A 19,213-nucleotide genomic window follows, 5' to 3' on the forward strand; every position below is an offset into this window, starting at 1 on the left:
AGCCCGGCTCCCACAGGTTACGTGTCAATGGAAAGGACACCGATAACCTGTGGGAGCCGGGCTTGCCCGCGATGGCGTCAGTCAAAACGCCGCATTACTTACCTTTGAACTCAGCCTCACGCTTGGCAATAAACGCTGCCATCCCTTCCTTCTGATCCTGCGTCGCAAACGCCGCATGGAACACCCGGCGCTCAAAGCGCACGCCTTCGGACAGGCTCACTTCGAACGCACGGTTGACGCTCTCCTTGACCATCATCGCAATCGGCAGCGACTTCTTGGCAATCAGCGCCGCAACTTTCAGCGCTTCGTCCAGCAGTTCATCCGCCGGCACGATCCGCGCGACGATGCCGCAACGCTCTGCTTCCACTGCGTCGATCAAACGCCCACTCAGGCACATTTCCATGGCCTTGGCTTTGCCCACGGCGCGGGTCAGGCGCTGGGTACCGCCCATGCCCGGCAGCACGCCGAGGTTGATTTCCGGCTGGCCGAACTTGGCATTGTCGCCCGCCAGGATGAAGTCGCACATCAGCGCCAGTTCACAGCCACCGCCCAAGGCAAAACCGTTGACCGCGGCGATGATCGGCTTGCGGCGGTTGGCCACGCGATCGCTGTCGCTGAACAGGTCGTCGATGTAGATTTGCGGGTAGGTCAGCTCGGCCATTTCCTTGATGTCGGCGCCGGCGGCAAAGGCTTTTTTCGAGCCGGTCAGCACGATGCAGCCGATGTTCGAATCGGCTTCCAGGCCATCAAGGGCGTGATTCAGCTCGCTGACGATCTGCGCGTTCAACGCGTTCAGCGCTTGCGGGCGGTTCAAGGTGATCAGGCCGACGCGGCCATGGGTTTCCAGCAAAATCGTTTCGTAACTCACAGAGGAACTCCTTCTTATAAATTGCGCGAAATAACCATGCGTTGAATATCGCTGGTGCCTTCGTAGATCTGGCAGACCCGCACGTCGCGATAAATGCGCTCCAGCGGGAAATCGTTGAGGTAACCGTAACCGCCGAGGGTTTGCAATGCCGAGGAGCAGACCTTCTCGGCCATTTCCGAGGCGAACAGCTTGGCCATGGACGCTTCGACCAGCGCCGGTTTGCCGCTGTCACGCAACGCCGCCGCGTAATGCACCATCTGGCGGGCCACGGCAATTTGTGTGGCCATGTCGGCGAGGCGGAACGCAACCGCCTGGTGTTCGATGATCGGTTTGCCGAAACTCTCGCGCTCACGGGCGTAGTCACGGGCCGCTTCGAACGCGGCGCGAGCCATGCCCACCGATTGCGACGCAATGCCGACGCGGCCACCTTCGAGGTTGGCCAGGGCGATTCGATAACCTTCGCCCTCTTCGCCCAAACGGTTGGCGACCGGGACTTTAACGTCTTCGAACAGGATCTGGCAGGTGTCGGACGCGTGCTGACCGAGTTTGTCTTCGACCCGCGCGACTTTGTAGCCCGGCGAATCGGTCGGTACGATCAACGCGGTGATGCCACGTTTGCCCGCGCTCGGGTCGGTCACCGCGAACACAATCACCACCCCGGCGTTTTGCCCGGAGGTGATGAACTGTTTGCAGCCGTTGAGCACGTAGTGATCGCCTTCCAGCCGTGCGCGGGTTTTCAGGCCGCTGGCGTCGGAACCGGCCTGCGGTTCGGTCAGGGCAAAGGCGCCAAGCATTGCGCCACTGGCCAAGGGCTTGAGGAAGCGTTCTTTCTGATCGTCGTTGCCATAGTGCAGGATCGGTACGCAGCCGACCGAGTTGTGCACGCTCATGATGGTCGAGCATGCGCCGTCACCGGCGGCGATTTCTTCCAGGGCCATGGCGTAGGCCAGGTAACCGGTGTCGCAACCGCCCCACTGCTCCGGCACCAGCATGCCGAAGAAGCCGAGCTCGGCCATTTCACCGATGGCTTCCTTGGGGAAACGGTGTTCGCGATCCCACTCGGCGGCGAACGGTTTCAGCCGTTCCTGGGCAAACTGCCGGGCGGCTTCGCTGATCTGCAGTTGTTCGTCATTGGGAATCATGCCAAGTCCTTAAAATAAGCCTGTCGTACAAAATGACGGGTTGAAACACTGAACCTGTAGGAGCGAGCCTGCTCGCGATGGCGGTCTCATAGTCAACATTTCTACTGACTGATACACCGCTATCGCGAGCAGGCTAGCTCCTACAGGGACTGAGTGCTTCAGTAGAGGCATTCAACCGCCATGGCCGTGGCTTCGCCACCGCCGATGCAGATCGCTGCGACGCCGCGTTTCAGGCCTTTCTGGCGCAGGGCCGAAAGCAAGGTCACGAGAATCCGCGCGCCCGACGCACCAATCGGATGGCCCAAGGCGCACGCGCCGCCGTGAACGTTGACCTTCTCGTGCGCGATTTCCAGTTGGGTCATCGTTACCAGACTGACCACGGCGAACGCTTCGTTCACTTCAAACAGTTCGACCTGGTCCAGCGACCAGCCGGTTTTCTTCATCAACTTCTTGATCGCGCCCACGGGTGCCACCGGGAACAGGCCCGGTGTGTCGGCAAACGCCGCGTGGCCGTGAATCACGGCCAGTGGTTTCAGCCCTTGTTTCTCGGCTTCGGAACGGCGCATCAGCACCAGTGCCGCCGCGCCGTCGGAAATCGAACTGGAGTTCGCCGCCGTGACCGTACCGCCCTCGCGGAACGCTGGTTTCAACGAAGCAATCTTGTCCAGTTTGGCTTTCGGTGGCTGTTCGTCGTTGCTGATCAGTACTTGCTCCTTGCCGACCATGACCGACACCGGGACGATCTCGTCCTTGAAGCTGCCGTCCTTGATCGCCTGCTGCGCGCGGGTGGTCGAGGCGATGGCAAAGGTGTCTTGCGCTTCGCGGGTGAACCCGTTGGTTTCCGCGCAATCCTCAGCAAAAGTGCCCATCAGGCGGCCCTTGTCGTAGGCATCTTCCAGACCGTCGAGGAACATGTGATCGAGCACACGGCCGTGGCCCATGCGATAACCGCTGCGCGCGCGGTCCAGCAGGTACGGCGCGTTGGACATGCTTTCCATGCCGCCCGCGACCACCACATCAGCACTGCCGGCCATCAGCATGTCGTGGGCCAGAATCGCCGCTTCCATGCCCGAACCGCACATCTTGTTGAGCGTGGTGCAACGGGTCGATTTGTCCAGCCCGGCGCCCAGTGCAGCCTGACGCGCCGGCGCCTGGCCGAGGCCGGCGGACAGCACGCAGCCAAACAGCACTTCTTCAACGGATTCGGCGTTGATGCCGGCGCGCTCGACGGCGGCACGGATGGCCAGGGCGCCGAGTTGCGGTGCGGTCAGGCTTTTCAGTTCGCCCTGAAACCCGCCCATCGGGGTGCGGACGGCGCTGACGATAACAATCGGATCGTTGGCAATGGTCATGTCAAAACTCCTTACTTGGCGGCCATGCGCAAGGCACCGTCGAGACGGATCACCTCGCCGTTGAGCATGCTGTTTTCAATGATATGCCGGACCAGCGCGGCGTACTCGCCGGGTTTGCCCAGGCGCGGCGGGAATGGCACGCCAGCGGCCAGCGAATCGCGCACTTCCTGGGTCATGCCGGCCATCATTGGCGTTTCGAAAATGCCCGGGGCGATGGTCATCACGCGGATGCCAAAACGCGCCAGTTCACGGGCGGCGGGCAAGGTCAGGCTGACGATGGCGCCTTTGGACGCGGCATAAGCCGCCTGGCCGATCTGGCCGTCATAGGCAGCGACCGAGGCCGTGTTGATGATCACGCCGCGTTCGCCATCGGCGTCCGGCTGGGTTTCGGCGATGGCCGCCGAGGCCAGGCGCAGCATGTTGAAGCTGCCGATCAGGTTGACGTTGATCACCTGGCTGAAACTGGCCAATGCATGCGGGCCGTTCTTGCCGAGGATTTTCTCGCCACGCACGATACCGGCGCAATTGACCAGACCGTTGAGGCCACCGAAGGCTTTGACCGTGGCCTGCACCGCCGCTTCCGCCGCCGCTTCGTTGCTGATGTCCGCGACCACGCTTTGCGCGCCCAGGCGCTGGGCCTGCGCCGCCACGGCCTCGGCATTCATGTCCACCAGCATCACTTTGGCGCCGGCCGCGACCAGCATTTCAGCCGTGGCGGCCCCCAGGCCGGAAGCACCGCCGGTGACCAGAAAAATCTTGTTTTCGATCTGCATCATTGTTTCCTTGGATTCAAGCTGAAACGTTCTTCGCGGCGGCCTCTTGAGCCTTGGCGATTTCCTGGTTGCGCAAGATAAAGCGCTGCAATTTGCCGCTAGGGGTTTTCGGCAACTCGCTGACAAATTCGATTTCACGAGGATAGGAATGCGCCGCCAGACGCTTGCGCACATGTTGGCGCAGTTCTTCGGCCAACTCCGGTGTGGCGCGGTATTGCTCGCAGATCACGACGAAGGCCTTGACCAGTTCGGTGCGCTCCGGATCGGGTTTGCCGACCACCGCCGCCTCGACCACGGCCGGGTGCTCGATCAACGCACTTTCCACGTCGAACGGGCCGACGCGGTAGCCGGAGGTGGTGATCACGTCATCGCTGCGACCGACGAAGCTGATGCTGCCGTCCGGGTTCCACTCCACGGTGTCGCCACTTAAATAATAGTCGCCGACGAACGCTTTGGTCGGCGCGCCTTCATAGCCGTTGAACCAGCACATCGGCGACTGGGTGCGATCGATGGCCAGAATGCCGGGCTGACCGACGCCGAGCTCCTTGTATTCTTCGTCCAGCACCACGATGCGGTGGCCAGGCGAGGCAAAACCGGCGGCGCCAACGTGAACCGGGTGTTCCAGTGCATGGTGATTGCACAGGACCATGCCCAGTTCGGTCTGGCCGTAATGGTCGTGGATGACCACGCCGAGGTTGTCGGCGAACCAGCGGATCACTTCCGGGTTCAGCGGTTCGCCGGCGCTGCTGACGATGCGCAGCTTGCCCTTGATCGACTTGGCGAACTCGTCGCCGCCCGCGATCAGCAGGCGGTAAGCCGTCGGCGATCCGGTGAGGTTGGTGATCCCATACTTGTTGATCACCCGGCAGGTGCTTTCGAGGGTGAATGGGCCATCGTAAAAGGTGATCGGATGCCCCATCGACATCGGCCCGGTGACGCCGAAATAGATGCCGTAGGCCCAGCCCGGATCGGCCACGTTCCAGAACGCGTCTTCGGGACGCAAATCCACGGCGTCGCGGGTGTAGCTCTGGAACGCGACGATGGCTTTGAGCGGCACCGACAAGGCTTTCGAAGGGCCGGTGGTGCCCGAAGTGAACATCAACAGGAACGGGTCTTCGCCGGTCAGCAGCACCGGTTCGCAGTCGGCGGAATAATTCGCCAGTTCGGCCCAGAAGCTGTAATCGCCACGGACGATGCCCTGGCCTTTGGCGCCACCGACGGTGACGACGGTCGGGCAGTCGGCGACTTCAGCGAGTTTCGGGCGATTGACCGCGTCGGTCACCACGACTTTGGCCCCGGAGCAGCCGAGACGGTGTTCGATGGCTTTGGGGCCGAACGCGGTAAACAGCGGCTGATACACCGCCCCAATGCGCCAGGTGGCGAACACGGTGATCAATAATTCGATGTTGCGTGGCAGGAGGCCGGCGACCTTGTCGCCCTTCTTCACCCCTTGGGCCAGCAGGAAATTGGCAAAACGCGCGGCTTTATCCTGCAAGTCGCAGAAGGTGTACGTGGCGCTGGCGCCATCGCGCCCTTCCCAGAACAGCGCAATGCGCCCCGGCAAGGCATGCCGGTCGCAACACTCGACACAGGCGTTGAGCGCTTGCAGGGAACCGCTGAGTGCGGCGTCGACGGTGTGCTGATAATTGAACTGTGATGTGGCAGACAAGTAATCGCGCATTGCCAGAATCCCTTTGTATTTTTATTAGGTTGGGGGAACCGTAAAAACCAGGGAAATACTCGCTCTGTGGGCAGAACGGGGCAATGGTCAAAGTTATCAAGTTGCGTGACTGCTTTGGCCAAGGTTCAGGAGGTGGGGCGCCCGAGCGGACGCCATCGCGGGCAAGCCACGCTCCCACAAGGGACTGCATTCCAAATGAGGGAGCGTGGCTTGCCCGCGATGGCGTCGGTCGTATCTATACAGGGTTTGGATCAGTGCGCTTCGTTCAGAATCAGGCTGCGGTAATGCCCCGGATTAGACCCCGACCACTTGCGGAACGCCTTGTAGAACGAACTGGCATCGGCAAACCCCAACCGCGTCGCGATCTCGGCGAAGCTGATGCTCGGCTCGGCCAGCCAGACGATTGCCAGTTCCTTGCGCACGCTGTCCTTGAGCCCTTGATAGGTCTGCCCTTCTTCCGCCAGACGCCGGCGCAAGGTTGAGGCCGATATGCACAGTTGCTGCGCCAAGGGTTCGGTCTCGGGCCACTGTTCAGCGGGGAGCTGTCGCAAGTTGTGCTTGATTCGGCTCGCAAGGCTTTCCGGATCACGGTACTTGACCAGGATATTGGCCGGCGCATGGGCCAGGAAACGCTTGAGTTCTTCCGGGCTGCGCTTGATGGGTAAATCCAGGCAGTCGGCCGAGAAAATCATCCGGGTGCGCGGGCGGTCGAAGCGCAGGTTCTCGGAGAACATCACCTGATAGTCGTCGCAAAAATCCGGCGCGGCGCAGCGCAATTCGATGGCCAGAATCGGGATGCGCCGCCCGGCCAACCAGCAGGCCACGCCGTGGACGATCATCCAGTAGGTAAAGTAGGTGAAGGCGCGACGCGGGTCCTGGTCGTCTTCCAGCAGCACGATTTCGGCCAGGCTTTGCTGGCGAACCAATTGCGCGGGCACGTGTTCGAGCATCAACGACAGAAAGCTCAACCCCGTGATCAAACCAGCAGCGAGGCTGGGCTGAACCATGGAGCAACGACAAAGAAATTCGAGGCTGCCGGACTTGAGCTTGCGCGGGTCCATGCCAAAAAATTCGTCATCGCCACGCCGGGCCAGCAAGCGCCAGAGCCGCGCATAGGCGGTGGCCGGAACACGGGCATCGGTGGTCTGCAGCCAGGCCGGATCGATGCCGACCTTGTTCAACACCTCGTCGGTCGCCTGACCGGGGGCGCAACTTTGCAGCAGCGCTTCGCGCACCAGTTGAATGGAGATGGTGTCTTTTTCCGACATTGAGCGCGGTGAGCCCTGTTGTTTTTTGAGTGTGGGCATCTTACCGCAGCCGTTTGCCCAGTGCAGATCCCTGTAGGAGTGAGCCTGCTCGCGATAGCGGTGTGTCAGTCACCTCAGTTGCTGACAGTCAGTCCACCATCGCGAGCAGGCTCACTCCTACAGGGGAATGTGTGATGCTCAAGGTCGTTCAGGTTAGGTTCAGGTAAATGGCAATCAACCCCATATGGGAATGAGTGTCATTATGTTACAAATTAGCACCCTATCTAATTCCACCGGTGCTGAATGCTCGTTCCTTTCCTGATCATGCTGCGCGAAGGCATTGAAGCCGCGTTGATCGTTGGCATCATCGCCAGCTACCTCAAGCAAACCGGCCGTGGCCAGTGGATGCCCGCCGTGTGGATCGGCGTGTTCCTCGCCGCCGCCCTGGCCCTGCTGGTGGGCGGTGGCCTGGAGCTGGTCAGCGCCGAGTTCCCGCAGAAACAACAAGAGCTGTTTGAAGGCGTGGTCGGTCTGGTGGCCGTCGGCATTCTCAGTTCCATGGTGTTCTGGATGCGTAAAGTGGCGCGTTCGATCAAGCATTCCTTGCATGTATCCCTTGATCACGCGCTGACCGGTTCCAGAAACCAGGTGTTCGCGCTGATCGCCATGGTGTTTTTCGCCGTGGCCCGGGAAGGCCTGGAGACAGTGTTCTTCCTGCTCGCCGTGTTCCAGCAAAGCGAAGGCCCCGCCGCGCCCATCGGCGCCCTGCTCGGCCTGGCTTTGGCCGTCATCATCGGTTTCCTCATCTATACCGGCAGCATGCGCCTGAACCTCAGTGCGTTTTTCCGCTGGACCGGGTTGTTCATCCTCGTGGTCGCCGCCGGCATTCTCGCCAACTCGGTGCAGGCGCTGCATGAAGCCGGGCTGTGGAATCACCTGCAAACCGTGCTGTTCGATTTCAGCGCCACGCTGCCGATGGACGGCCCGCTGGGCTCGGTGCTGGCAGGCATGTTCGGCTATCAGGACGCGCCAACCGTCAGCACCGTCGGCGCTTATCTGATTTACCTGGTGGTGGCGCTGGGGATGTTTTTTCTCCCGGCCCCGGCACCCGCAAAACAGTCTTCTTCCGTTTCCAGTCAGTAAGGGCTTTCATGTCAACGCCAACTCCAAACGTGGCCGCACCTTCCAGGGCTTTGCGCTGGGCGGTGGCCGGTTCGGTGATCGTGATGATCGCCGCCGGCGGCCTGTTCTACTACGCCTCGAACATGGCCGCGGCCAAACGCCAGGCCAACCATGACGAAATCGTGGTGAACATTCACCCGCACAGCTGCGAGCCGAATGCGTTGACGGTCCCGGCCGGTCGCGCCAGTTTCCGCATCGTCAACCGCTCGGACCGCGCCGTGGAATGGGAAATCCTCGACGGCGTGCTAGTGCTCGAAGAGCGCGAGAACATCGCGCCGGGCCTGAGCCAGGTGATCAACGCCAACCTTGCGCCCGGCGACTACACGATCACCTGTGGCTTGCTCAGCAACCCGCGCGGCACCTTGCACGTGACCTCGACGGCCGCGTCCGACGCCGCCGCCAAGGCCAAACCGTCGATGGCCGCGTTCATCGGGCCGCTGTCGGAATTTCGCGTGTACCTGAGCAGCCAGAGCACGGCGCTGATCAAAGCCGTCACCGCGCTTGAGCAAGCGATCGAGGCTGGCGACCTCAACCAGGCGCAAGCCTTGTATGTGCCGGCCCGTGCTGCGTATCAACGCATCGCCCCGGCCGCACAGCGCCTGGCCGAACTGGACAATGCGATCAATGCCCGCGCCGACTATTTCGAAAAACGCGAACAGGACCCGGCCTTCGTCGGCTTCCATCGCCTGGAATACGCGCTGTTCCAGCAACGCAACCTCAACGGCCTGACGCCAGTGGCGCAACGCCTGACCAGTGATGTCACCACGCTCAAACAACAACTGCTCGCCGAGCCGCTGCCGCCGGAACAACTGGTGAGCATTGTTGTGCGCAACCTCAACACCCTCGCCGACGTACGCGCCAGCAGCGGTGAAGAAGAACGCTACAGCCACACCGACCTCAACGGATTCGCCGCCAACCTCGACGTCGCGCACAAAGTTGTCGAGCTGTTGCGACCGATGCTGAGCAAGATCGCCGCTGACGTTCTGTCGAAGATCGACAGCGCCCTCACCGCCTTCGACAGCGAACTCAATGGCCTCAAGGTCAAGGACGGCTACGCCAGCTACGACAGTGTCAGCGCCGAACAACGCAAACAGATCGCCGACAAGGCCCAGGCACTGGCCGACGCCCTCGACACCATCGATCCCGCCCTTGGCCTGTCCGGCCTGTAAGCAGAAGACGACATTCAGATGAACGATTCAGAGCAATTCAACCTCCAGCGTCGCCGGGTCTTGATGGGCATGGGCGCCGCCGGTATCGCATTGGCCGGCAGCGCCCTGAGCTGCCCGGCGATGGCCGCCAGCCCCGCGCAAGTTACCGAAGCGCCGAGCAGCGACCAGACCGAAGACCGCCACGCGTTCCATGGCAAACACCAGACCGGCATCGTCACCCCGCGCCCGGCGTCGGGCATGCTGGTGTCGTTTGATGTGTTGGCCAGCAACCGCGAAGACCTCGAGCGGCTGTTCCGTACCCTCAACGAGCGCATCGCGTTTTTGATGAAGGGCGGCCCGGTGACCCAGGTCGATCCTAAATTGCCGCCAGTGGACTCCGGGATTCTCGGCCCGGTGGTGACGCCGGACAATCTGACCATCACCGTCTCGGTGGGCGAGTCGCTATTCGATGAGCGCTTCGGTCTGGCCAACGTCAAACCCAAGCGGTTGATACGCATGGTCGGTTTCCCCAACGATGCGCTGGAAGCTGACTGCTGCCACGGCGACTTGAGCGTGCAGTTCTGTTCCAACACCACGGACACCAACATCCACGCCCTGCGCGACATCGTGAAAAACCTCCCGGATTTGCTGCTGGTGCGCTGGAAACAGGAAGGCAGCGTGCCGCCGCAGGCCCCGGCGAAACCGGGTGTTCCGGCACAGAGTGCGCGCAACTTCCTCGGTTTCCGCGACGGCTCGGCCAACCCTGACTCCAACAACGCCAATGCCATGGACAGCATTGTCTGGGTCCAGCCCGACAGCGATGAACCGGCCTGGGCGGTAAATGGCAGCTATCAAGCGGTGCGGATTATCCGCAACTTCGTCGAGCGCTGGGACCGCACGCCGTTGCAGGAACAGGAAAGCATTCTCGGACGGGTCAAAAGCACCGGAGCCCCCATGGGCGGCGCCCATGAAACCGAGGTGCCGGACTACGCCAAAGACCCGGAAGGCAAACTGACCAAACTCGACGCGCACATCCGCCTGGCCAACCCGCGCACCGCCGCGACCCAGGCCAACCTGATCCTGCGCCGTCCGTTCAACTACTCCAATGGCGTGAACAAAAACGGTCAGCTCGACATGGGCTTGCTGTTCATCTGTTACCAGGCCGATCTGGAAAAAGGCTTCATCACCGTGCAAACCCGTCTGAACGGCGAACCGCTGGAGGAATACCTCAAGCCTGTCGGCGGCGGCTACTTCTTCACTTTGCCGGGTGTCACGGGCGATCAGGATTTCATCGGTCGCTCGCTGCTGGACGCCACCCATTCAACAACAACCGCCTAACAACGCCCAACACGGAACCGCCCCATGAAAAAGTCGCCACTCGCTTTGCTGCTGACCCTTGGCTTGCTCAACACTCCGTTTTCAGCGTTCGCGGCGACCGCGCCGCTGGACCTGGTGGGGCCGGTCTCGGACTACAAGATCTACGTCACCGAACAACTGGACGAATTGGCCAGCCATACCCAGCCATTCACCGACGCGGTGAAAAAAGGTGACTTGGCCACCGCGCAAAGGCTCTATGCCCCGACCCGCGTCTACTACGAGTCGATCGAGCCGATTGCCGAGCTGTTCAGTGACCTGGACGCGTCCATCGACTCCCGCGTCGACGACCACGAAAAAGGTGTGGACGCCTCCGACTTCACCGGCTTCCACCGCCTCGAATACTCGCTGTTCTCGGAAAAAAGCACCCAAGGCCTGGGCGACCTGGCCGACGGTTTGAACAAAGACGTCAAGGATCTGCAAACCCGCGTCGCTGGCCTGACCTTCCCGCCTGAGAAAGTCGTCGGCGGCGCGGCGGCGTTGCTGGAAGAAGTGGCGGCGACCAAGATCTCCGGCGAAGAAGACCGTTACAGCCACACCGACCTGTATGACTTCCAGGGCAACGTCGACGGCGCAAAGAAAATCGTCGACCTGTTCCGACCGCAGATCCAGAAGCAGGACGCGGCGTTCATCGCCAAGGTCGACAAGAACTTCGCGACCGTGGACAAGATCCTGGCCAAGTACAAGACCAAGGACGGTGGTTTCGAAACGTATGACAAGGTGAAAGAGAGCGACCGCAAGGCGCTGGTTGGGCCGGTGAATACGCTGGCGGAAGATTTGTCGACGTTGCGTGGGAAACTCGGTTTGAACTGAGGTTTTGTAGCGTCTGGGCTGTCCCCATCGGGAGCAAGCTCGCCCCCACAGGGGTTTTGTGTTGATCACAGTTTCAGTGTGGGAGCGGGCTTGCCCTCGATGGCATTATCACTATCACCGATATTCCCCCCGCTTTCCCGATACCCGCGCTACCATCCCCGCAAACAATAAAAGCTCACGGAAGGCTCACCCCATGACCCCCGCCACCTTCGACCTGCGCCCATTAATGGTGGCCAACATGGCCTGTTCCATGTCGATGATGGCGTTTGTCTCGCTGATCGGCCCGATTGCCCGGGTGCTGGGCCTGGCCACGTGGCAGGCCGGTGCGGCGGTGACGGTGTCCGGGGTGATCTGGATGCTGCTGGCCCGCCCGTGGGGCCAGGCCAGTGATCGCTATGGCCGGCGCCGCATTCTATTGATCGCCACCGCCGGTTTCACCCTCGCCTATTGGGCCTTGTGCCTGTTCATCGACGCGTCATTGCGATTCTTGCCATCGGCGCTGCTGGGGTTAATCGGTTTGATGATCGGCCGCGGCTTGATCGGCGTGTTCTATGCCGCGATCCCGGTGGGCGGCAACGCGCTGATCGCCGACAACATCGAGCCGCAGCACCGCGCCAAAGCCATGGCGGCGTTGGGTGCGGCCAACGCCTGTGGCCTGGTGATCGGGCCGGCCATCGCCGCGTTGCTCTCGCGTTTCAGTTTGAGCCTGCCGTTCTACGCCATGGCCGTCCTGCCATTGCTGGCCTTTCTGGTGTTGCGCTTCAAGCTCAAGGGCCAGGAATTGCATTTGCGGCAAGCCCCGCGCAAGGTGCACCTGAATGATCCGCGCCTGCGCCGGCCCATGGCGGTCGCGTTTGTGGCGATGCTGTGTGTGTGTCGATTGCGCAGATTACCGTCGGCTTCTTCGCCCTCGACCGACTCGGCATGAGCCCGGCCGATGCCGCGCAAACGGCGGGCATTGCCCTGACCATGGTCGGTTTCGCGTTGATCTGTTCGCAACTGGTGGTGCGCCGGCTGGAATGGCCGCCGCTGCAGTTGATCCGCGCGGGTGCACTGGTGGCGTCTGTGGGATTTGCCGGCAGTATCCTCGCGAATTCCGCGTGGGGCTTGTGGCTGTGCTTTTTCGTTTCGGCGGGCGGGATGGGGCTGATTTTTCCGTCATTCGCCGCGTTGGCGGCGAACGCCGTGGACGCCTCGGAGCAAGGCGCGACCGCTGGCTCCATCGGCGCTGCGCAAGGCTTTGGCGTGGTCATCGGGCCATTGGCAGCCACATTGATCTACGACCTGGACCCGCGCCTGCCCTATCTGGTGGCCGCTTCGCTACTGCTGCTGGTGGCCCTGTGGCCAAAGCCCCCGGCAGCGCTGAGCCTTACAGAATCCGATAGAGCAACCGCTCAATCCGCACCCGACTGACGCGCGTGAGGAACTTGGCCACGGCCGGCGGGTAGTCCAACAGCGTTTCGAGGTTCTGGTAACGCTCGATGCGCTGGGTGTTCTGGAAAATCTCCACCAGCTCAGCCTTGCGCGGCTCCAGCAACTCGCCTTTCGGGTCATCGATCAGCAGCGCGTTTTCCAGGTCAAGACGGAACGCTCGCGGGTTGAGGTTGTTGCCGGTCAGCAAGGTGTAGCGCTGGTCGATCCACATGCCTTTGAGGTGATAGGTATTGTCGCCATCGCGCCACAAATGCAGGTTCAGCTTGCCGCTGTCGATGCTGTGTTGATGGCGTTTGGCAAAACGTCGCAGGCTGATCTCATACAGGTACGGCAGCGCCGCGATCACCTTGAACGGCTCGCTGGGCGGGATGTAGAAATCGTTGGCGGTCTTGTCGCCGACCACGATGTCGACCTTCACGCCCCGGCCCAGCGCCCGGTTGATTTCCCGGGTCACCGCCAGCGGCAAGTTGAAGTACGGCGTACAGATGGTCAGTTGATGCTGGGCGGTGGCGATCAGCTCGCAAATCACCCGGTTCAATGGATTGTTCTTGCCCACGCCGAGCAACGGACTGACGCACAAATCGCCTTTCAGCGTGGTGCCGGCGGTGGTGTCGTAGGCGGCGTGCTTGAGGCGGCTGCGCAGGTCGCCGATGTCGTTGCGCAGGCTGCGGGTGGTCGGCAGGTTCGGCAAGTCGAGGCGGTGCACGGCTTTGGACGCGATGAACCCGTGCTGGATCAAGTGCTGCATGGAGTTGGCCAGCGCCTGGTTCTGCAGCACGTGATAGCGGTCGAAGCGGTACTTGTCGAACTTGTGCAGGTACACATTGTTCAGGCTCGCACCGCTGTAGATCACGCAGTCATCGATGACAAAGCCTTTCAAATGCAACACGCCAAACAACTCGCGGGTCTGCACCGGCACGCCATACACCGGCACTTCACTGGCGTGGGTGCGAGTCGCTTCCTGATACCACGCCGAGTTTCCCGGTTGCTTGCCGGCACCGATCAGGCCGCGCTGGGCGCGCAGCCAGTCCACCACCACGACCACGTCCAGCTGCGGACGCGCCAGTTTGGCGGCGTGCAAGGCATCGAGGATTTCCTGCCCGGCTTCGTCCTGTTGCAGGTACAGCGCGACGATATAGATGCGGTGCGTGGCCTGGGCAATTTTCTCCAGCAGGCAACGACGAAACTCGGCAGCGCCGGAAAGGATGGTGACGGCATCGGCGGTCAGCGGAAAACTGCGCAGTTTGGGCAGCAGAGGGCGTTTGAAAAGCGACGGCATAGGGCTCGCAGTGGGTCGAATCCGAAGAATTCAAGAGCTTACACCATGGATGGGCCTGGGTCTTGTTACCGTCTGTAATGGACCCATCGCGAGCAAGCTCGCGCCCACAAGGGAACACATTCCAAGTGTAGGCGTGAGCCTGCTCGCGATGGGGCCATAACAGACAATAAAAATTTTATATTGACCAAGGAGAACGTACGTTCTACTGCTCGCCACATGAACGAATCAACCAGCAACACTACACGCGACATCATTCTGGATGTCACCGAAAAGTTGATCTATAAAAGTGGCATCGCCGCCACCGGCATGGACCTTCTGGTGAAAACCGCCGGTGTCTCCAGAAAAAGCATCTACCGCTACTTCGCCAACAAGGAGGAGCTGACCGTCGCAGCCCTGCAACGCCGCGATGTGCGCTGGATGCATTGGTACAGAACTGCCGTCGATCAGGCTGAAACACCGGCCGACCGCCTGCTCAACCTGTTTACCGTGCTCAAGGTCTGGTTCGCCTCGGAAGGCTTTCGCGGTTGCGCCTTCATCAATACCAGCGGCGAAACCGGCGACCCGCAAGACCCGGTCCGCCTGGTCGCCAAGGAACACAAACAGAAGCTGCTCGACTACGTGCGCGAGCTCTGCACCGAACATGGTGCCAGCGATCCGGAGAACACGGCCAGACAGCTGCTGATCCTGATCGACGGTGCCATTACCGTGGCGCTTGTCATGGGTGATCACAGTGCCGCCGATAATGCGCAATGCATGGCGCGAAAGTTATTGGACCTGTAACACTTTATATAAGCGTGACAATGTGTTTGAACGTTATTTTTATTGGGAGACTTTACATGTCTAACGCTGAAGTTCGTCCGCCATTGCCCCCTTTCACCCGCGAGTCGGCCATCGAAAAAGTTCGCCTGGCCGAAGACGGCTGGAACTCTCGCGACCCGCAACGGGTATCGCTGGCTTATACACTGGACACCCAATGGCGCAACCGCGCCGAGTTCGCCTACAACCGCGAAGAAGCCAAAGGTTTCCTCACCCGCAAATGGGCCAAGGAGCTGGATTACCGCTTGATCAAGGAACTCTGGGCCTTCACCGGCAACCGCATTGCCGTGCGCTATGCCTATGAATGGCACGACGACTCGGGCAATTGGTTCCGTTCCTACGGCAACGAGAATTGGGAGTTTGATGAAAACGGCCTGATGGCTAACCGGTTTGCCTGCATCAACGACCTGCCGATCAAGGAAAGCGAGCGCAAGTTCCACTGGCCACTGGGACGTCGGCCGGATGATCATCCGGGGCTGTCCGACCTCGGCCTGTAAATTCACCCAGATCCAATCTGTAGGAGTGAGCCTGCTCGCGATTGCGGTGTATCAGTCACTGTATATATCGACTGACACTCAGCCATCGCGAGCAAGCTCGCTCCCACAGGGGACGATGGTGTTGCGCAGATCCCATGTGGGAGCAAGCTTGCTCGCGATGGGGCCAGACCAGTCGCCGCAGAAGTCGGATCTAGGTAAGATACCGCCCCTTCCCCGCAGCCCTTTCCTGCACCCCGCCGAATAAGCCGATTCCATGCCTTTCGAACTCAGCGTTGACCTCACCACCCTGGCCATTCTGGCTGTCGTTGCCTTTATAGCCGGCTTCATCGACGCGATTGCCGGGGGTGGCGGCCTGCTCACCACGCCCGCACTGCTCACCGCCGGCCTGCCGCCGCACCTGGTGCTGGGCACCAACAAGTTGAGTTCCACCTTTGGCTCGGCCACCGCCAGTTTTACCTTCTACCGACGCAAGCTGTTCCATCCCCGGCAGTGGGTGCATGCCATCGTCGGCACCCTGATCGGCGCATTGACCGGCGCCATCGTCGCGCATTACTTGCCGGCCGAGTGGCTGAACAAAATGCTCCCGGTGATCGTCTTCGCCTGCGGCGTGTACCTGTTGTTCGGCGGTACACCCAAGGCACCGCTGGACAGCGATGCACCGATCAAGAAAAAGTGGCAGTCGACCCAAGGCTTCAGCCTCGGTTTCTACGACGGTGTGGCCGGTCCCGGCACGGGTGCATTCTGGACCGTCAGCACCCTGCTGATGTACCCCATCGATCTGGTGAAGGCCAGCGGCGTGGCGCGCAGCATGAACTTCGTCAGCAACATTGCGGCGCTGTCGGTGTTCGTGTTTTCCGGGCAGGTGGACTGGATCATCGGCCTGAGCATGGGCGTGTCGGTGATGGCCGGCGCATTCTTCGGCGCTCGCACCGCCATCAGCGGCGGCGCGAAGTTCATCCGTCCGGTGTTCATCACCGTGGTACTGGGCTTGACCGTGCGGTTAGCCTGGCAACACTGGTTCAGCGTGGCCTAAGCGCCGCGCCACGTAGACGTCGATCAGGTACCGGGCAATCGAGCGTGACGCCGGCAACGGCGGCAGCGCGTGGACGTTGAACCACTGGGCGTCTTCGATTTCATCTTCCTGACAGACAATCTCGCCACCGGCGTACTCGGCATGGAAGCCGAGCATCATCGAATGCGGGAACGGCCAGCACTGGCTGCCCAGGTACTGGATATTCTTGACCTCGATCTGCACTTCCTCGCGAACCTCGCGAATCAGACAGTCCTCAGCCGACTCACCCGGCTCGGCAAACCCGGCCAACGTGCTGTAGACCCCGCTGACAAAACGCGGCGAACGCGCCAGCAGCACTTCATCGCCACGGGTCACCAGCACGATCATGCTCGGCGAAATCCGTGGGTAATAGCGCAAATCACAAGGCTCGCAGTACATCGCCCGTTCACGCGGAACTTGCGTCGCCTCCTGCCCACAATTGCCGCAGAAGCGATGCTCACGGTACCAGGTGCCAATTTGCGCGGCATAGCCGAGCACCTTGTACACCGTGTGATCGCCCTCAAGCATGAACGCCCGCAGGCCTTTCCAGTTGCAACCCGCAACGTCGCTGGCGCTGCGCAGTTCCAGCAGATAGACCGGCTCACCGTCGAGATGGCCGATGCCGTGTTCGGCGAGAATCGGCAAGTCCTGACGCTTGAGCCATTCACGCGGGAACAGCGCGCCATTGTCATCGAACAGGAAGCCTTCCGGGCTGCGGGCCACGGCCCAGCCGCCGGGTTGATCGGTGTCCAGTACTGCAGTGGTCCAGCGTGAAGTCATGTTTAATCAGTCCAGAAATTCGGGTTTCTGTTTGCTCATATGGGCGGCCATGGCCACGCGCAAATCGGTGGATTGCAGCATGGCGGCGTTCCAGGTGGCGACGTATTCGAGGCCGTCGTCGATGCGGTGGTCGCGCATGTAGCTGATCATCTCTTTGGTGCCGGTGACCGCAATCGGCGACTTGCTGGCGATTTCCCGGGCAATGCCCATGACGCCCTCCAGCAGGCTGGCAGTGTCGCTGTAGACGCGATTGACCAGGCCGATGGTGCGCGCTTCCTCGGCGCCAAACGTGCGACCAGTGTAAGCCAGCTCACGTAGCATGCCGTCACCGATGATACGCGGCAAGCGTTGCAAAGTGCCTACATCCGCCGCCATGCCGATATCGATTTCCTTGATCGAGAATTGTGCGTCTTCGGCGGCGTAGCGCATGTCGCAGGCGGCGATCAGATCAATCGCACCACCCAGGCAATAGCCTTGAATCGCTGCCAGCACCGGCTTGCGGCAATGGTCGACGGCATTGAAGGACGCCTGCAGGGCGAGAATCTTGCGGCGCAGCAGGCGTGCATTGCGGCCGACGTCCTTGCCCAGTTCATTGGCCACGCCAGCCAGCATCATCAGGTCGATGCCGGAGGAGAAGTGCTTGCCGGCACCGCTGAGGACTACCACGCGCGCTTCATCGGTGTCGTCGATCCACTGGAAAATCTCGATGATCTCGCTCCAGAACGCGGCGTTCATGGCGTTGATCTTTTCCGGACGGTTGATCTGCACATGGGCGATGTTGTCGGCGAGTTCGACGGTGAACGCGGTGTACTGAGACATGGCAGTGATCCTTTTACCGGGCAAAAAATGAGGTCCGGACTATAACAAGGCATTGGCGGGGGGAGTAAGGCAGTGGTTCGGCCAAAAGCGGGACTCTGCAGGGATTTGTGCTGTCTGGGTGAGCCTGCTCGCGAAGGCCACACCACCGATCTAACTGCCCTTAACCGCGACGAACGCCGCGGTCTCATAAGGCACCGTCACCACATCCCGCCCACGCAACGCCGGCTCCCCGGCAATCAACGCCCGAACCTGCTCATCCACCCTCGCCCGCTGCGCCTGCGGCAACGCCGCAATAAAACTGGTTGAACGCACTCGATTGAAAATCACATCCTCAGGCGCCCCTGTATGGCCATGGCTGAAATGCTGCGCCTGCAACGACCCAAACGCCGGGTGAGGAAACGCCTGGCGCCAGGCACCGGTGTAATAGCGCGGCGTATCGCCTTCCAGCGCATTGACGATCGCATCCAGTTTCGGCACCCAACTCACCCGGGTATCGCGCACGTTCCACACCAACCCCAACCGCCCACCCGGTTTCAGGACCCGGGCAATTTCGGTCAGCGCTTCGGCACTGGCAAACCAGTGGAAGGCCTGGGCGCAGACCACCACGTCCACACACGCATCCGGCAGCGGCAGATCCATGGCAGTGCCGCTCACGGCCAACACCTCGGGATGAGCCAGGGAGAGTTTTTCCAGCATCTGCGGTACGGGCTCAACGGCAATCACCTGCGCCCCGGTCGCCAGCAAGCGGCCGGTGAATTTGCCGGTGCCGGCCCCCAGGTCGATCACGGTGCTGTCCGCGTTCAAGCCCAGCGTACCGGTCAACCAGTCGGCTACGGCCGGCGGATAGTCCGGGCGGCCGCGAACATAGGTGTCGGCGCCGGTCTTGTATCCCGCCGCTGCAGAATGATGAACGTAGTCTTTCATGGCAGTTCTCCGCTGGACAACGAATGCTGTCGA

At 61.3% G+C, this 19,213-nt stretch carries 17 protein-coding genes and 1 pseudogene; 8 read left to right on the forward strand and 10 right to left on the reverse strand.

Annotated elements, in window-relative coordinates; translation table 11 throughout:
* Positions 1-94 precede the first annotated feature (94 nt).
* The 6 genes from H8F22_RS10600 to H8F22_RS10625 all read right to left on the reverse strand — a co-directional run bounded on the left by H8F22_RS10600 (position 95) and on the right by H8F22_RS10625 (position 7,084).
* On the reverse strand, positions 95-868 hold the full coding sequence (locus tag H8F22_RS10600; protein WP_027923045.1) for an enoyl-CoA hydratase: 774 nt from the start codon (positions 866-868) through the stop codon (positions 95-97).
* A gap of 14 nt (positions 869-882) precedes the next feature.
* On the reverse strand, positions 883-2,010 hold the full coding sequence (locus tag H8F22_RS10605; protein WP_007945943.1) for an acyl-CoA dehydrogenase: 1,128 nt from the start codon (positions 2,008-2,010) through the stop codon (positions 883-885).
* A gap of 158 nt (positions 2,011-2,168) precedes the next feature.
* Complete coding sequence (locus tag H8F22_RS10610) at positions 2,169-3,362, reverse strand: acetyl-CoA C-acyltransferase (protein WP_194940094.1); 1,194 nt, start codon at positions 3,360-3,362, stop codon at positions 2,169-2,171.
* A gap of 11 nt (positions 3,363-3,373) precedes the next feature.
* Positions 3,374-4,135, reverse strand: coding sequence for an SDR family NAD(P)-dependent oxidoreductase (locus tag H8F22_RS10615; RefSeq protein WP_194940095.1), 762 nt, complete (start codon positions 4,133-4,135; stop codon positions 3,374-3,376).
* A 16-nt stretch (positions 4,136-4,151) separates the two neighbouring features.
* Positions 4,152-5,816 carry an AMP-binding protein gene (locus tag H8F22_RS10620; protein ID WP_059182907.1) on the reverse strand — a complete coding sequence of 555 codons (1,665 nt, stop codon included), beginning with the start codon at positions 5,814-5,816 and terminating at the stop codon, positions 4,152-4,154.
* 251 nt (positions 5,817-6,067) lie between these two features.
* A complete protein-coding gene (locus H8F22_RS10625; protein ID WP_194940387.1) occupies positions 6,068-7,084 on the reverse strand; it encodes an AraC family transcriptional regulator in 1,017 nt (338 codons plus the stop codon).
* 282 nt (positions 7,085-7,366) lie between these two features.
* On the opposite strand from H8F22_RS10625, the gene efeU reads away from it, so the two are divergent.
* The 5 genes and pseudogenes from efeU (at position 7,367) to H8F22_RS10650 (ending at position 12,993) form a co-directional block, all read left to right on the forward strand.
* Positions 7,367-8,206 carry an iron uptake transporter permease EfeU gene (efeU, locus tag H8F22_RS10630; RefSeq protein ID WP_059182906.1) on the forward strand — a complete coding sequence of 280 codons (840 nt, stop codon included), beginning with the start codon at positions 7,367-7,369 and terminating at the stop codon, positions 8,204-8,206.
* 8 nt (positions 8,207-8,214) lie between these two features.
* Positions 8,215-9,414 carry an iron uptake system protein EfeO gene (gene efeO, locus H8F22_RS10635; protein WP_194940096.1) on the forward strand — a complete coding sequence of 400 codons (1,200 nt, stop codon included), beginning with the start codon at positions 8,215-8,217 and terminating at the stop codon, positions 9,412-9,414.
* 18 nt (positions 9,415-9,432) lie between these two features.
* Entirely contained in the window at positions 9,433-10,731 is a 1,299-nt protein-coding gene (gene efeB / locus H8F22_RS10640; protein WP_194940097.1) for an iron uptake transporter deferrochelatase/peroxidase subunit, read from the forward strand.
* A 24-nt stretch (positions 10,732-10,755) separates the two neighbouring features.
* Positions 10,756-11,580, forward strand: coding sequence for an iron uptake system protein EfeO (efeO, locus tag H8F22_RS10645; protein WP_059182903.1), 825 nt, complete (start codon positions 10,756-10,758; stop codon positions 11,578-11,580).
* 193 nt (positions 11,581-11,773) lie between these two features.
* A pseudogene (locus H8F22_RS10650) lies at positions 11,774-12,993 on the forward strand (MFS transporter).
* Here the strand turns inward: H8F22_RS10650 and pssA are convergent.
* Positions 12,950-14,293, reverse strand: a complete 1,344-nt coding sequence (gene pssA / locus H8F22_RS10655; RefSeq protein ID WP_027923035.1) for a CDP-diacylglycerol--serine O-phosphatidyltransferase — start codon at positions 14,291-14,293, stop codon at positions 12,950-12,952. The pseudogene H8F22_RS10650 and the gene pssA overlap by 44 nt on opposite strands.
* Positions 14,294-14,509: 216 nt before the next feature.
* Here pssA and H8F22_RS10660 point away from each other — a divergent pair, with 216 nt between their 5' ends.
* The 3 genes from H8F22_RS10660 to H8F22_RS10670 all read left to right on the forward strand — a co-directional run bounded on the left by H8F22_RS10660 (position 14,510) and on the right by H8F22_RS10670 (position 16,639).
* Positions 14,510-15,073, forward strand: a complete 564-nt coding sequence (locus H8F22_RS10660; protein ID WP_059182901.1) for a TetR/AcrR family transcriptional regulator — start codon at positions 14,510-14,512, stop codon at positions 15,071-15,073.
* 56 nt (positions 15,074-15,129) lie between these two features.
* Positions 15,130-15,606 (forward strand): nuclear transport factor 2 family protein, encoded by a 477-nt coding sequence (locus H8F22_RS10665; RefSeq protein WP_027923033.1) that lies wholly within the window; start codon positions 15,130-15,132, stop codon positions 15,604-15,606.
* Positions 15,607-15,859: 253 nt separating this feature from the next.
* A complete protein-coding gene (locus tag H8F22_RS10670; protein WP_027923032.1) occupies positions 15,860-16,639 on the forward strand; it encodes a TSUP family transporter in 780 nt (259 codons plus the stop codon).
* Here H8F22_RS10670 and nudC read toward each other — a convergent pair.
* The 3 genes from nudC to H8F22_RS10685 form a co-directional block, all read right to left on the reverse strand.
* A complete protein-coding gene (gene nudC / locus H8F22_RS10675) occupies positions 16,607-17,437 on the reverse strand; it encodes an NAD(+) diphosphatase (RefSeq protein WP_059182900.1) in 831 nt (276 codons plus the stop codon). The two genes, H8F22_RS10670 and nudC, sit on opposite strands and share 33 nt — an antisense overlap.
* 6 nt (positions 17,438-17,443) lie before the next feature.
* Complete coding sequence (locus H8F22_RS10680; RefSeq protein ID WP_027923030.1) at positions 17,444-18,256, reverse strand: crotonase/enoyl-CoA hydratase family protein; 813 nt, start codon at positions 18,254-18,256, stop codon at positions 17,444-17,446.
* A 150-nt stretch (positions 18,257-18,406) separates the two neighbouring features.
* Positions 18,407-19,180 carry a class I SAM-dependent methyltransferase gene (locus tag H8F22_RS10685; protein ID WP_027923029.1) on the reverse strand — a complete coding sequence of 258 codons (774 nt, stop codon included), beginning with the start codon at positions 19,178-19,180 and terminating at the stop codon, positions 18,407-18,409.
* Positions 19,181-19,213 lie beyond the last annotated feature (33 nt).

Source organism: Pseudomonas mucoides (genome assembly GCF_015461845.1).
GTDB classification, from domain to species: domain Bacteria; phylum Pseudomonadota; class Gammaproteobacteria; order Pseudomonadales; family Pseudomonadaceae; genus Aquipseudomonas; species Aquipseudomonas mucoides.